The 14,139-nt window shown below is 36.1% G+C and carries 16 protein-coding genes; 6 read left to right on the top strand and 10 right to left on the bottom strand.

Features of this window, described 5'->3' with window-relative positions; all coding sequences use genetic code 11:
* Positions 1-38: 38 nt before the first annotated feature.
* The 6 genes from rseP to pyrH form a co-directional block, all read right to left on the bottom strand.
* Positions 39-1,301: an RIP metalloprotease RseP gene (rseP, locus tag HRK21_RS12295; protein WP_003738848.1), complete on the bottom strand. Its 1,263-nt coding sequence runs from the start codon at positions 1,299-1,301 to the stop codon at positions 39-41.
* Between the two features lie 13 nt (positions 1,302-1,314).
* A complete protein-coding gene (locus HRK21_RS12290; RefSeq protein WP_003738847.1) occupies positions 1,315-2,457 on the bottom strand; it encodes a 1-deoxy-D-xylulose-5-phosphate reductoisomerase in 1,143 nt (380 codons plus the stop codon).
* 14 nt (positions 2,458-2,471) lie between these two features.
* On the bottom strand, positions 2,472-3,260 hold the full coding sequence (locus HRK21_RS12285; RefSeq protein WP_003738846.1) for a phosphatidate cytidylyltransferase: 789 nt from the start codon (positions 3,258-3,260) through the stop codon (positions 2,472-2,474).
* Positions 3,261-3,273: 13 nt separating this feature from the next.
* On the bottom strand, positions 3,274-4,032 hold the full coding sequence (gene uppS / locus HRK21_RS12280; protein ID WP_003738845.1) for an undecaprenyl pyrophosphate synthase: 759 nt from the start codon (positions 4,030-4,032) through the stop codon (positions 3,274-3,276).
* 229 nt (positions 4,033-4,261) lie between these two features.
* Positions 4,262-4,819: a ribosome recycling factor gene (gene frr, locus HRK21_RS12275; protein ID WP_003729925.1), complete on the bottom strand. Its 558-nt coding sequence runs from the start codon at positions 4,817-4,819 to the stop codon at positions 4,262-4,264.
* Positions 4,819-5,547 carry a UMP kinase gene (gene pyrH, locus HRK21_RS12270; RefSeq protein WP_003723449.1) on the bottom strand — a complete coding sequence of 243 codons (729 nt, stop codon included), beginning with the start codon at positions 5,545-5,547 and terminating at the stop codon, positions 4,819-4,821. The genes frr and pyrH overlap by 1 nt, the downstream gene beginning before the upstream one ends.
* A 291-nt stretch (positions 5,548-5,838) precedes the next feature.
* On the opposite strand from pyrH, the gene HRK21_RS12265 reads away from it, so the two are divergent.
* The 6 genes from HRK21_RS12265 to HRK21_RS12240 are packed head-to-tail and all read left to right on the top strand — an operon-like array spanning position 5,839 to position 10,821.
* Positions 5,839-6,213 (top strand): hypothetical protein, encoded by a 375-nt coding sequence (locus HRK21_RS12265; RefSeq protein ID WP_070006636.1) that lies wholly within the window; start codon positions 5,839-5,841, stop codon positions 6,211-6,213.
* Positions 6,191-7,396 carry an SNF2-related protein gene (locus HRK21_RS12260; protein WP_077905676.1) on the top strand — a complete coding sequence of 402 codons (1,206 nt, stop codon included), beginning with the start codon at positions 6,191-6,193 and terminating at the stop codon, positions 7,394-7,396. Before HRK21_RS12265 ends, HRK21_RS12260 begins: the two co-directional genes overlap by 23 nt.
* Positions 7,386-8,690, top strand: a complete 1,305-nt coding sequence (locus HRK21_RS12255) for a phosphoadenosine phosphosulfate reductase (protein WP_003738842.1) — start codon at positions 7,386-7,388, stop codon at positions 8,688-8,690. Before HRK21_RS12260 ends, HRK21_RS12255 begins: the two co-directional genes overlap by 11 nt.
* A gap of 9 nt (positions 8,691-8,699) precedes the next feature.
* Positions 8,700-9,206, top strand: coding sequence for an IbrB-like domain-containing protein (locus HRK21_RS12250; RefSeq protein ID WP_003738841.1), 507 nt, complete (start codon positions 8,700-8,702; stop codon positions 9,204-9,206).
* Positions 9,207-9,228: 22 nt separating this feature from the next.
* A complete protein-coding gene (locus tag HRK21_RS12245) occupies positions 9,229-9,960 on the top strand; it encodes a class I SAM-dependent methyltransferase (protein WP_070006635.1) in 732 nt (243 codons plus the stop codon).
* 18 nt (positions 9,961-9,978) lie between these two features.
* Positions 9,979-10,821, top strand: coding sequence for a DUF2785 domain-containing protein (locus tag HRK21_RS12240; RefSeq protein WP_070006634.1), 843 nt, complete (start codon positions 9,979-9,981; stop codon positions 10,819-10,821).
* Positions 10,822-10,871: 50 nt separating this feature from the next.
* Here the strand turns inward: HRK21_RS12240 and HRK21_RS12235 are convergent, their stop codons facing one another.
* The 4 genes from HRK21_RS12235 to yneA all read right to left on the bottom strand — a co-directional run bounded on the left by HRK21_RS12235 (position 10,872) and on the right by yneA (position 14,125).
* Positions 10,872-11,111 (bottom strand): YneF family protein, encoded by a 240-nt coding sequence (locus HRK21_RS12235; protein ID WP_003723442.1) that lies wholly within the window; start codon positions 11,109-11,111, stop codon positions 10,872-10,874.
* 220 nt (positions 11,112-11,331) lie between these two features.
* Positions 11,332-13,326, bottom strand: a complete 1,995-nt coding sequence (gene tkt, locus HRK21_RS12230) for a transketolase (RefSeq protein ID WP_003738838.1) — start codon at positions 13,324-13,326, stop codon at positions 11,332-11,334.
* Between the two features lie 146 nt (positions 13,327-13,472).
* Positions 13,473-13,700: a DUF896 domain-containing protein gene (locus tag HRK21_RS12225; protein ID WP_070006633.1), complete on the bottom strand. Its 228-nt coding sequence runs from the start codon at positions 13,698-13,700 to the stop codon at positions 13,473-13,475.
* A 95-nt stretch (positions 13,701-13,795) separates the two neighbouring features.
* Positions 13,796-14,125, bottom strand: a complete 330-nt coding sequence (yneA, locus tag HRK21_RS12220) for a cell division suppressor protein YneA (protein ID WP_003738836.1) — start codon at positions 14,123-14,125, stop codon at positions 13,796-13,798.
* Positions 14,126-14,139: the final 14 nt, after the last annotated feature.

Raw genomic sequence — 14,139 nt, 5'->3', positions numbered from 1 at the left:
TAAAACACCCCTTTTTCCCTTTATTAGTGTATCTCTTTTTAGAAAAATGCTCGTTGAATATCGTTCCATGTCACAAGAATCATCAGCACCATTAAAAGTGCAAATCCAGCAAAATGGATAATCCCCTCTTTTTTAGGATCAATTGGTTTGCCGCGAACGAGTTCGTATAAGAAGAACATTAAACGTCCGCCGTCTAGTGCTGGTAACGGTAGCAGGTTAACAATTCCTAAGTTAATACTTAAAACAGCTGTCCAGTTTAATACAGTCATAAAGCCATATTGAACGACTTGTTGCGTGCTTGTGTAAATCCCCACCGGACCATTCAGCATATCGAGCGAAAATCCGCCAGTAAACATATTTCCTAGAATCGTAAATATTTGTACAATCCAATTCCATGTTTGCGTAAACCCATTCGTTATTTTAGCAGTAAAAGAGGAGTCCATTGGTGTTTCTACACCGATTTTCCCTACGTCTTTACCATTTTCTTTTTGTGTTACTGGTGTGACATCAATATCTTGTGTCTTACCATCTCGCTCAATTTTGAAATCAAGCGTTTTTCCGGGGTTTTCCGAAACACTTTGAACAATATCGGTCCAAGATTTTGTTTCTTTTCCATTGATGGAAAGAACCTCATCCCCTTTTTTTAGACCAGCTTCCGCAGCAGCTCCGTCTGGTAGAACATTCCCAAGCGTATTATCGGTGCTCGGAACGCCCCCTTGTACAAAAGCAAGTGCTGTGAAAATTAAAATAGCTAAAATAAAGTTAAAAAGCGGTCCAGCAAAAATGGTCATTGCCCGGTTTCCTAAAGATTTTGCATTAAAAGAACGGTCATACGGTGTAATCATCGTTTCGATTTTACCGTCAATGACTAATGCATCACGTTCTACCTGATACCGAACTTTTTTGGTATCATCGTAATCTTCGTAGCCTTCAATGAAAAGTTCTTTCTCTAAATCACAGAGAGAAACCTCGATTGGCTGTGCATTGACATATTGATCTTTCCCATTAACAATAATTTTACTAACCGTTTCTTCTGGTGTTAATTCAAGCCCTACTCGGTAACCAGGTTTTAGCTCGATTTCCTCGCCATCTTCCCCAGCCATCCGAACGTATCCACCAATCGGTAATAAGCGAATCGTATATTGTGTTTCTTTTTTACGATAAGCAAAAATTTTCGGTCCGAACCCGATTGAAAAGTCTTTCACCATGATTCCAGCACGTTTTGCAAAAAGAAAATGTCCCAGTTCATGGAAAAATACAATCAGTCCGAATACGAAAATAAAAGCAATAATAGTTGTCAAAATAGCTTCACCTCTATAAAAGTGTCTTTACATACGCGCGTGTTTCTTGATCGACTTGTAAAATGGTATCCAAGTCAGGATCAGAAATGCTAGTATGACGATTCATTGCATTTTCAACAAGTGCTTCAATATTATAAAAAGCCACCTGTCCATTCAAAAAGCCAGCAACAGCAATTTCATTTGCTGCATTTAAAACTGTCGGCATTGTTCCACCTATTTTACCAGCATTATACGCGAGTTTCAATGCCGGAAATCTTTCATAATCCACTTTTTCAAAATGAAGTGCGGAAAAATCAGTAATCCGGAATTCTTTTTCATACGGTATATAAAGTCTATCGGGATAGGTTAAAGCGTATTGAATTGGCATCCGCATATCTGGTGTACCAAGTTGCGCAATGAAACTTCCATCCACGAACTGAACCATAGAATGGATAATACTTTCGCGCTGGATAACGACTTCTATATCATCGTAGTCCACACCAAACAGCCAGTGTGCCTCCATCACTTCCAAACCTTTGTTAAACATCGTTGCTGAATCAATTGTTAATTTATTCCCCATATTCCAGTTCGGATGCTTTAACGCTTCTTTCACCGTAACTTCGCTGAGTTGTTCCCTCGTCTTATCTCGGAAACTTCCACCGCTCGCTGTTAAAACTATTTTTTCGATTCTTTCCGTATTTTCTCCGTTTAATGCTTGTAAAATAGCAGAATGTTCGCTATCAACAGGTAATAGTGAAATGTTTTTTTCTTTCGCCGCACGCATGACTAAATGTCCAGCCGTGACAAGCGTTTCTTTATTAGCAATTGCAATGGTCTTCCCAGCCTCGATTGCATCTAATGTAGGAAGTAATCCAACGCTCCCCATGACTGCATTTAAAAGCACATCTCCATCTAAATAGGTTGCTACTTCTCTAAGTCCTTCTAAACCACTAAAAAATTTCACATTTGGAAATTCTGCTTCTAATGTCACACGATCTCTCGTATGCCAAACAGCGACCATTTTTGGTTTAAACTCTTGTATAATTGCCCTGCCACGTTCCATATTACGCCCAAAACTAAGCGCAACAACTTGAAACTTCTCAGGGTTATCACGAATGATTGCAAGTGTTTGGGTTCCAATAGAACCAGTTGCACCTAGCAAAATAATTTTTTTCATTATCCCATCTCCAATTAAATAATTTGAAGTATATGTAGCAGAGGTAAAACGAACAACAAGCTATCAAACCGGTCTAAAATACCACCATGCCCTGGTAAGATTTTCCCAGAATCTTTTACACCATAGAAGCGTTTTAAAGCTGACTCGACCAAATCGCCAAGCTGTCCAAAAATAGAAAGAAAGACTAAAAGCGCTAGTACGAGTGCCATATTTCCTGGTAGCTCCGCAAAATAATAAAAGCCTCCAGCAATGACAAGTGCACATACAATCCCACCGATAAATCCTTCGACTGTTTTGTTCGGGCTAACATTCGGAGCTAATTTATGCTTCCCAATTGCTCTTCCAATAAAATAAGCACCAGTATCAGTAGACCAAACAATAAATAAAGCAAAAAGTACATACATTAATCCAGCTTCACGAGTTAACGCTAAGTAATGAAAACCAAATCCTGTATAAAAAGCGGCAACCATACAGATACCAACTTGATCAAAATGGAATTTGTTTCGTGAAAATACTGTATTAGCAAGTAATAAAGCCATTAAAATAAAAATAACTTCCATTTCAGTAATATGCAGTGTATCTAAAAAGTCCAAATATCTATCTGGCACGACAACTAACCACATTAATAGTAAAGTAATTATCCCATTCATCGAAAAAATTCGTTGTTTTGTCATTACAAGTACTTCATATAAAGCAATCGTTGCTAGTAAAATACTTAATAGTTCAAATGGAATTCCTCCGTAGACAACGAATGGAATAAAAAATATAAGCGCAACAACTGCAGTAATAATTCTCGTTTTCAATCTTTTTTCCTCCCTAGAGCCCTCCAAAACGACGTGACCGGTTTTGATATTCAATAATTGCCTGTAAAAAATCTTCTTTTGAAAAATCAGGCCAATGTGTATCCGTAAAATAAAACTCGCTATACGCAAGTTGCCAAAGCATAAAGTTACTTAATCTAAGTTCACCGCTTGTTCGGATCAGCAAGTCTGGATCCCCTAAGCCGCTACTCATCAAATGGTCATTTAACATTTCTTCTGTTAGATTTTCTGCACTTTTGCCTTCACGTTCGAGCTCTTTCATTGCTTCTTTTGCAGCCGTAATAATTTCTGAACGTCCACCGTAGTTAAGCGCAAAATTAAGCGTAAGACCTGTACAATGTGCTGTATCCGCAACGGCTTTTTCTACTGCACGCATCGTATGATCAGGTAGATTTTCTCTGTACCCCATCACATTAACACGAACATTTTCTTCAATCAACTCTGGTACAAAAGAGTCAAAAAATTCTACAGGTAATTTCATTAAAAAATCCACTTCATCTGTAGGCCGCTTCCAATTTTCAGTTGAAAATGCATAGAGCGTTAATACATTGATACCCATTGCATTAGCATAACGTGTCACTCGCTTCACGACATCCATACCTTCTTTATGTCCAGCAATGCGTGGTAAGAAACGTTTCTTCGCCCATCTTCCATTACCATCCATAATGATAGCAACATGGCGCGGAATCGGTAAATCTTCTGAAAGTTCACTATTTAATATATTTTCATCTTGTCGAAATAGCTTTTTAAACATCATAAATCCTCCAATTGATACACTTCTTAGAGCATGTCTATACCTATAATAACAAAAAAGAATCAATTAATGTACTAAAAATTCCATGTGAACAGATGAGAGTTTCATGAGAGCGATGGAATTGCCCATTAAAAAACATTCCTAACCCAACACATATGGAAAGAATTAGGAATGCCACTTCAACTTAAAAGGTCTTTAACCTATTTGTTACTATTTGTAAAAGTATCAATTAAACTTCTAAGATTTCCGCTTCTTTGTCTTTCGTGATGCTATCGATGTTCTTGATGCTTTCATCTGTTAATTTTTGAACGTCTTCACCATAAGAGCGCAAATCGTCCTCTGTGATATCGCCACTTTTTTCTAATTTTTTTAATTCTTCATTAGCTTCACGGCGAATGTTACGAACCGCAACTTTCGCTTCTTCCGCTTCTTTTTTCACTTCTTTAACTAACTCTTTACGACGCTCTTCTGTTAATTGTGGAATAGATAAACGTAGAACAGAACCATCGTTATTTGGAGTTAAACCTAGGTCTGATTTCAAAATTGCTTTTTCGATTTCACCTAAAATAGTTTTATCGTAAGGTGTAATTAGTAACATTCTAGCTTCAGGAACGCTGATAGAAGCCATTTGATTCACTGGTGTAGCTGCTCCGTAGTAGTCTACTGATAAACGATCAAGTAGAGATGCATTCGCACGACCAGCACGAATTGTGCCTAATTGTCTTGTTAACGCTTGTTCTGCTTTTTCCATTTTTTCTTTGGATTTTGATAATACTTCTTTACTCATTATTTTTTCCCCCTAACAGTAGTTCCGATTTTTTCACCTAAAATAACACGTTTAATATTGTTGCCTTGTTCTGTAAATGAGAAGACAATTAATGGAATATCATTGTCCATACTTAGAGATGATGCAGTGGTATCCATTACCTCTAAACCTTCTTTAATTACATCAAGGTAAGATAGTTCTTCGTATTTTTTCGCATTTTCATCTAGTTTTGGATCAGCATTGTAGACACCATCGACATTGTTCTTCGCCATTAAGATGACATCGGCTTCGATTTCAGCCGCTCTTAGTGCTGCCGCTGTATCTGTGGAGAAATACGGGTTACCTGTTCCACCTGCAAAAATAACGACACGACCTTTTTCTAAATGACGAATTGCTTTACGACGAATGTACGGCTCCGCAATTTGACGCATATCAATAGAAGTTTGCACACGTGTTGCTACTCCAATATTTTCAAGGGAATCTTGTAAAGATAAGGAATTCATGATAGTCGCAAGCATTCCCATTTGGTCTGCTGCTGCACGGTCCATTCCCATTTCACTACCAAGTTTACCGCGCCAGATATTTCCGCCGCCAACAACGATAGCCACCTCTACTCCTAGTTCTACTACTTCTTTGATTTGAGCAGAAATCAAATTGACCACGCTCGGGTTAATTCCAAAGCCATCATTTCCGGCAAGTGCTTCACCGCTTAATTTTAATACAACTCGTTTATAATCTGGGGTATCCATAATAGCCTCCAATTTCATATTCTATTCATAGATAGAAAAGTTTTCCATCCACCATTATCTATTCTACTAAAAAGCTAGCTATTACAAAAGTGTTTTCTACCAAAAAATAAAAAAACATTTAAAATAACTCAAAACGTCCCTTATTTTATGATTATTTTTGTTGTTAATACTAATTTCTCATCGAATACAAATAGTTTTATCCGCTATTTTAATATTATTTATGATAAAATAAACGCATAAATACATAAAAATGAACAAAAAAAACAAAACACATAGGAGTATTAGATATAAATGGTTAAATGGTACAAAATATATACATATAGCGAACGAATAGAACAGTGGGATAAGCAAACAATTATCGAAATGCCTTCAGAAAGTGAATATCAAGGTTATTTTTTCTTACTACCTAAAAAAATGGTGTTTTCACTCACATCCGAATACAGCTATTTTTATTTTCCAGATACGTGGAACTTCTTTCTAAAGAAACATACAGAAAAAAAAGAAATAAGTGCAGCCCAAATGATCCACACCTTCCAAAATGAAAGTGAAGGAATAATGCAATTCTTCCATACAAAAAAAGTAAAAGATTGCATTGTCAAAGTACGTACACATATCCCTAAAAAAATAGAAAAAGATGTGATAATTGAAAATGACCTTATTAGATAGCCAGAAACAAGCACTGGTAAAGCTTAAAAAATATAAAGTTGGTGCTCTGTTTATGAAACCGGGTAGCGGGAAGACACGGGTAGCTTGTGAATTAATCAATGATGCAAAACCAGATTATGTGTTATGGATTACTCCTTTCCAAACAAAAGCAAATCTCGAAACAGAAATAAACAAATGGGGTTATAAATTCCCGCAAGAAATTATCGGTATTGAATCTCTCTCTAACTCTGATCGCTTATACCTCTATTGTCGTGACAAACTAAAAAATTCAACCAATAGCTACATTATTATGGATGAAAGCTTAAAAATCAAAAATGTCCAAGCGCTTCGAACACAGCGGGCAATCAAACTTTCACGACTCGCTACCTACAAATTAATTATGAATGGCACCCCGCTTAGTCGAAATATTTTAGATCTTTGGTCCCAACTAGAGTTTTTATCTCCTAAAATATTAAATCTAAGTTTTTCGCAGTTTAAAAAGACGTTTTGTGAATACGTAACGATTACACAACTAACTCAAAGCAAGCAACAATCAATGGACATTATTAAAAAGTATCATAATTTAGAGTACTTACATAAACTAATCGCACCATATATTTTTACTTCTTCACATGAGTTAGCAGTTAAGTGGCATTATATTCGTCATGATTTTTCGATTGATGAGGAACTTTTAAAACAATATTACAAAATAAAAGAAGACTATCTGCAAAAAGCAGCAGCATATACCATTAATATTAATTTTTTAGAAATGTCTCAAGTCATGCAACACTGTTACTGTCTCTCCTCCGAAAAATTTACTATTACTAAATCTTTAGTCGCCGGAAAAGAAGAAACGACGATTATTTTTTGTAAATACAAACGTTCTGAAGAAGCATTACAAAAAGCATTCCCTAATGTAAAAATTACTACTTTTGCTAAATCTTCTTATGGACTCAATTTGCAATTTTATAATCAAATTATTTACTTCGATAAAACATTTGACTATTCTCAGCGTGATCAATCTGAAAGGCGGATTTACCGGACCGGACAAACGCAAGACTGCTACTACCATGATTTAAGTGGGAACGTTGGACTCGATTCTCTTATTGATATAAATATTTCTAAGAAAACAAACCTATTGCAAGAATTCAAAAAAGAACTCTCACAAAAAAATTCTTTTGAGGTGATAATGGATGCTTTCTAGAACAGTCTTTGATGCTTCCCAAGAACGAATGGAAGTAATTTTTTCCGAATTTGACAATATCATCGTTTCTTTTTCAGGCGGTAAAGATAGTGCAGTCATGCTACATCTCATGATTGATTACATGCGAAAACATCATATACAAAAGAAAATCTACGTATATCATTTAGACTACGAAGGTCAGTATAGCGCTACAACTACCTTTGTTACCGAAATGTTAACCAGTAATTTAGATATTATCGAGCCGCTTTGGTGTTGCCTTCCAATCGCGGCTCAATCCGCCGTTTCAATGTTTACTGACCACTGGAAACCCTGGGAAAAATCTAAACAAGATATTTGGGTTAGAAATATGCCCTCCTTTCCATTCGTCATCAATGAAGATAATGCTCCTTTTGACTTTGATTTTGAAAATCTTTGGGATTATGAATTTAATAAAAAAATCATTCACTGGCTACATACTAAGAATAACGCAAAAAAAACAATTGCTTTAATTGGCATAAGACAACAAGAATCCCTTAATCGTTATAACGCGATTCATAAAAAAGAACGAATGTATAAAAAGTACAATTGGACTACGGAAATTTCCAAAAACATATACAACGCCTATCCAATACACGACTGGCGAGTGGAAGATATTTGGATTGCAAATGCTAAATTTCAATGGTCCTATAATAAAATATATGATTTATTCTATCAAGCAGGTTTAACTGTACACGATATGCGTGTCGCTAGCCCTTTTAACGATTCTGCCACAGAAAGTCTTAAATTATATCGTGTTATCGAACCCGCTCTTTGGTCCAAACTAGTTGGTCGCGTAAACGGTGCTAATTTCACCGCAATTTACGGCGGCACCTCCGCAATGGCTTGGAAAGAAATTAAATTACCAAAAAATCATACATGGAAATCGTATTTAGAGTTTTTACTCACGACTTTGCCGAGTTACACGAGAGAGCGCTATTTAAAAAAATTCAAAACAAGTATTACATACTGGACCGAAAAAGGCGGCGCTTTAAAAGTAGAAACTGTTGAGGAATTGAAAAAATTAGATGTCCAAGCAGATTTCCTTGGTAAACCACAAAACAATCGAGTATATACCAATCCTATGGAAATCGTTCGCTTTAAAGAGTATCCAGACGATTTAAAAATCAAAGAGTTTGCAAGCGTCCCTACTTACAAACGGATGTGTATTGCTATTTTGAAAAATGATTATACCTGCAAATATATGGGATTTGGTCAAACAAAATTAGAACTAGAGAAGCGAAAAAACGCACTAGAGAAATATAATAATATCTTATGAGGTGAAATAATGAATTACAAAAGCCCAGTATATAGCGTCACTCCAATACACTACACAAAACTACAAGCAAATAACTATAATCCGAACACCGTCCCGCCGCTTGAACTCAAACTGCTTGAAAAATCAATTTGGGAAGATGGGTTTACTCAACCCATTGTTTGTTATCCCTTGGAAGGTAGCGATAAATATGAAATAATAGATGGGTTCCACCGTTACACAATCATGACTACTTCCAAACGAATCCGCGAACGAGAAAACGAATACCTACCAGTTGTCATCCTAGAAAAAGATACCGTGAATCGAATGGCCTCAACTATACGCCATAATCGCGCGCGTGGATTCCATAACGTAGAATTAATGTCCAACATTGTGAGCGAACTTGTAGACAGCGGAATGTCCGATAGTTGGATTATGAAAAACATTGGAATGGACGCCAACGAAATCTTGCGCTTAAAACAAGTGAGTGGACTTGCTCACCTCTTCTTAGAAAAAGAATTCAGTCATGCATCTGATTAATCGATGAAAAGAGGAATAAGAAATGAAAGAAAATAAATATGATGATAAACATTTTTTTGAACAATATAGCCAAATGCCCCGCTCCAAGGAAGGATTAAAAGCAGCTGGTGAATGGCATGAATTTAAAAAGCTACTCCCTGATTTCCACCAAAAAGTAGTCCTTGATTTAGGGTGTGGATTTGGATGGCACTGCATTTATGCCGCTGACCATGGTGCACAAAAAGTACTTGGTATCGATTTATCCAAACGAATGCTTGCTGAAGCCAAACAAAAAACAACCTCCCCGGTAGTTCATTACGAGCAAAAAGCTATAGAGGATATAGATTTAGAGCCAGAAACATATGATATTGTTCTAAGTTCACTGGCACTTCATTACGTAGCTTCCTTTGACGAAATTTGTCAGAAAGTCCATGTTAACATAAAATCGGGCGGCTCTTTCATATTCTCCGTAGAGCATCCAGTATTTACAGCAGACGGACGTCAAGATTGGTATACGGATGAAGCCGGAAATAAGTTGCACTGGCCCGTCGACCGTTACTTCAACGAATCTGTGCGCACAAGTCACTTCCTTGGAGAGGACGTCCAGAAATATCATCGTACGCTTACCAGTTATATCCAAACATTACTACAAAACGGCTTCCGAATTAATAGCGTAATCGAACCCGAACCGGCTCCAGAACTAAAAGCGCTACCCGAAATGCAAGATGAATACCGACGGCCAATGATGCTGCTTATATCTGCAACTAAAAACTAAAAGAAAGTAGGTATTATTGTGCATAATTCTAATTTATTCAATACATTAAAACAAAATAATTATATCTTACCTAATGACCCAGATGCTTCTAACGAAATAATTGATACTATGTTGTCCTATCTTTCTTCTATTGATAGTGAATTGAGAGATCATATTGCTTATAATATTTTTTCCGAATGGCTTGTTGTTCATGATAATTTAACTACAGAACAAAAAATGAGAATTTATAATTACGCAGTCAATAAGAATAATTTACTATTCAAGATTAATATTATTGACTCAGATGCAGTATTTCAACGCTCATTTTTAGCATTAATTATAGCATTACTACTAGAAAATAATAAGGTCCATAATTTCTTAACTGATAATGAAATTAGAAAAACTTTGGATTTGCTAATTGAACTACTAGAAAAAGAAAAAAATACGCACTCTTTTATTGAGGAAAAAGGTTGGGCCCATTGCATCGCACATACAGCAGACGCTCTAGATGAACTAATTTATCAAAGAACAATTAATGAAATAGATGTAAAAAAAATAATGACTGCAATTACATTTTTTTATAAGAACAACACTAACATACTAACTGGTGAAGAAGATGAGCGCCTAAGTAATATATTAATAACAGCCCTCTTTGAACAAAAAATAAATAACGAAGAAGTAAAAAATTGGTTAAATTCCATTTCAGAAACAATTCCCAGCCACCTTCCAGAAATACCACTGATAAATATTAAACAGTTTACTCAAACGCTTCTAATAAAATTAACTGTTTTAAATTATGATGTAGATTTTAATTTATTTCCTATTGTAACTCGTTATATAAGAAAAAATGATGCTAATTCTACTAATAAAAAAACCCTTTAAAATTAGCTTTTTACAAACTAATTTTAAAGGGTTTTACTCTTGTTAAAAGATTATTTCTTAGCTTTTTTCGGTTTTTCTTTTTCTTGCTGTTTGTTCATCGCACTCATCATTTGATTGATTTTCTTTTGTGATGGTTTTTGACCCATTTGTGCCATCATCATTTGTAACATTTGTTCGTTAATTGGCGGATTGTTTTTTAAATAGCTCATCATGTAACGTCTTGCAATAAAGAATCCTCCCGCAAGACCAGCTAGTAAACAAATAATGCCGACAAGAATGTAAATCCACATAGTCTCTTTTCTCCTCCTTGAAACAAAATCCTCTTTTATTGTACTTGATTTATATTAAACAGACAATACTTTTCAAGAAAACATATCATCTTGATTAATTTATCAATAAAAGTCGCAAACAACCTCGTAATTATATCATTAATGGCACCACGACGCAATCTAAAAAAAGCATAAAAAAACAGACCGCTCTAGAAAAACTAGTAACGGTCCGATTGTTTCATTAAAGTGATTTTACTGTTTTAACGACGTTTTCAACAGTAAAGCCATAATTCTTGATAACAGTTTCGCCTGGAGCAGAAGCACCAAATTTGTCAATTCCGATAACTTTACCATCTAAACCAACATACCGCTCCCAACCAAAGCTAGCACCCATCTCTACTGCTACACGTTTTCTAACAGCATTCGGTAGAACACTTTCTTTGTATTCTGCTGATTGTTGCTCGAATAAATCAAACGATGGCACACTAACAACTGATACATCTGTTCCTTGGGATTGAAGTTCTTTTTGTGCTTCGATAGCTAAGTTAACTTCAGAACCACTCGCAAGAATGATTGCTTCCGGCACTTCCCCTTTTGCAGGTGAAATTACGTAAGCACCTTTTTTAACGCCTTCTGCAGTTAATTTAGCAGAGTTTGGTAATGTTGGTAACCCTTGGCGAGTAAGAACAAGTACATGAGGTGTAGATTTAGAAGTGATAGCAAGTTTCCAAGCTTCCACTACTTCATTTCCATCAGCAGGACGAATAACAGAAAGCCCTGGCATTGCTCGTAAGCTTGCAAGTTGTTCAATTGGTTCATGTGTTGGGCCATCTTCACCTACAGCAATACTATCATGTGTCATTACATAAGTTACTGGTAAATGTTGAATGGCAGACAAACGAATAGCAGCACGTACATAATCAGAGAATACGAAGAATGTTCCGCCGTACACTTGTAATCCACCGTGAAGTGCCATACCATTTAGTGCAGCACCCATCGCAAATTCACGAACACCAAACCAAATGTTTCTTTCCGCTGGAGTCGCTTTTGTAAATTCACCATCTGTTTTAATGGTTGTATTATTCGAACCTGCAAGGTCAGCAGATCCACCAAAAATGGTTGGGATTTTCCCAGCTAACGCGTTGATTACTTCTCCACTGGAAGCACGACTAGCAAGCGCTTTGGAATCATCATATACTGGAAGGTCTGCATCCCAATCAGCAGGTAACTTGTTGTTCAAGCTATCTTCTAATTGTTTAGCAAGCTCTGGATATTCTGCTTTATAGGAAGCAAATAACTCATTCCAAGCTGTTTCTGCTTTTTCACCACGTTCGCCAATTGTTTCTTTAAAGCGAGCAGTAACTTCTTCAGGAACAAAGAATTTCTCTTCGTAGTTCCAACCATAAGCTTTTTTCGCTTCTAAAATACCTTCATCGCCTAGTGGAGCACCGTGAACTTTACTTGTACCAGCATTTGGAGCACCAAAACCGATAACAGTTTTCACTTCGATCATAGTAGGTTGAGAAGTGTTTTGTTTCGCTTTTTCGATTGCAGCTAAAATTTCAGCTGTATCATTACCGTCTTTTACTAATAAATGTTCCCAACCATAAGCTTCAAAGCGTTGTTTTACATTTTCAGAGAAAGATTTGTCTAAATCACCATCAAGAGAGATATCATTGGAATCATAGAGAACAACTAATCTTCCTAATTGTTGATGACCTGCATAAGAAGCTGCTTCTGAAGCAACACCTTCCATTAAGTCACCATCTCCGCATAGTGCGTAAGTATAATGATCCACCACTGGGAAACCATCTTTATTATATTTCGCTTCTAAATGTCTTTCTGCCATAGCCATACCAACAGCCATCGCAATACCTTGACCAAGCGGACCAGTAGTTGCGTCTACACCATCTGTATAACGATATTCCGGGTGACCAGGAGTTTTACTTTCCCATTGACGGAAATTTTTAAGATCTTCTAATTCTAATTTGAATCCACTTAAGTGTAATAAACTATATAAAAGCATGGAGCCATGCCCAGCAGAAAGTACAAAACGATCTCGGTTAAACCAATGTGAATTCTTAGGGTTAGTATTTAATACACGCGACCATAGTGCGTAAGCCATTGGTGCTGCTCCCATTGGTAATCCTGGATGACCAGAATTTGCTTTTTGAATTGCGTCCATTGATAATGTACGAATTGTATTCACTGCTAAACTATCTGTGTTATCGAACAAATGAAACATCCTCTCTTCAATATAATTTTAACTACTTTTAATAATAAGCCTAAAAAGCAATTAACACAACTAATAATTGCTTTAAATTGCTTAATTGATTGGTATTTTTGTTCATTTGCTCATAAATGTTTATTTGGTACTAATTATTAGTGCTTATTTTTTCTAATTTGTTTCACTTTATGCGGAGTTACATCTTTTCCGTTAGGGTCAATAATCGTTGTGTTTTCAATTGTACCTTTCATATGTGTTCGGAAAGACTTTATATATTCTTTTCGTAATTTATCTTGCTCCACTTTTTCTGCGGCAGTTAATGTTCCAGCTTTTTTCCTTTTAGAAAGCTCATTAATACGATCTATTTTAGCTTTTTCTAGCATCGTTATTCTCCTTTTCTTCTATTAGAATAAAAAATAAGAAAGCAACCAAATAGCTACTTTCTAATATTATATCATAAACGGCCACTAAATCGACCTTACTGGTTTGCTAGTTGAATCGTGCTATCACTCTTTATTAATTTTGTTTTGTGTACAGGGATAATTACTGATTCTCCCGCTTCCACATGGCCGTCAGCTAAATTATTTTCTTTTTCTACCCAGCTGACAAAATCTGCTTTGGCCATATCACTCTTCCCTGCATATTGATCTGCCAGTGCCCATAATGAATCCCCTTCACTTACGTTCACTTCTGAATAGTCGTTTCCCCCGCCAACTACAGTACACATTAAAATGATTCCTAGTACGATGCAAGTAAGTACAAATATAATAGAAACATAAAATTTATCCCAAATTAATTTCATAGTCATTAATAATCCCTCCA

Origin of the sequence: Listeria monocytogenes, from assembly GCF_013282665.1 — a bacterium.
In the GTDB taxonomy this organism is placed as follows: domain Bacteria; phylum Bacillota; class Bacilli; order Lactobacillales; family Listeriaceae; genus Listeria; species Listeria monocytogenes_C.
The sequence above is the reverse complement of the archived record's forward strand: the minus strand, read 5'-3'. Positions and strand labels throughout refer to the sequence as shown.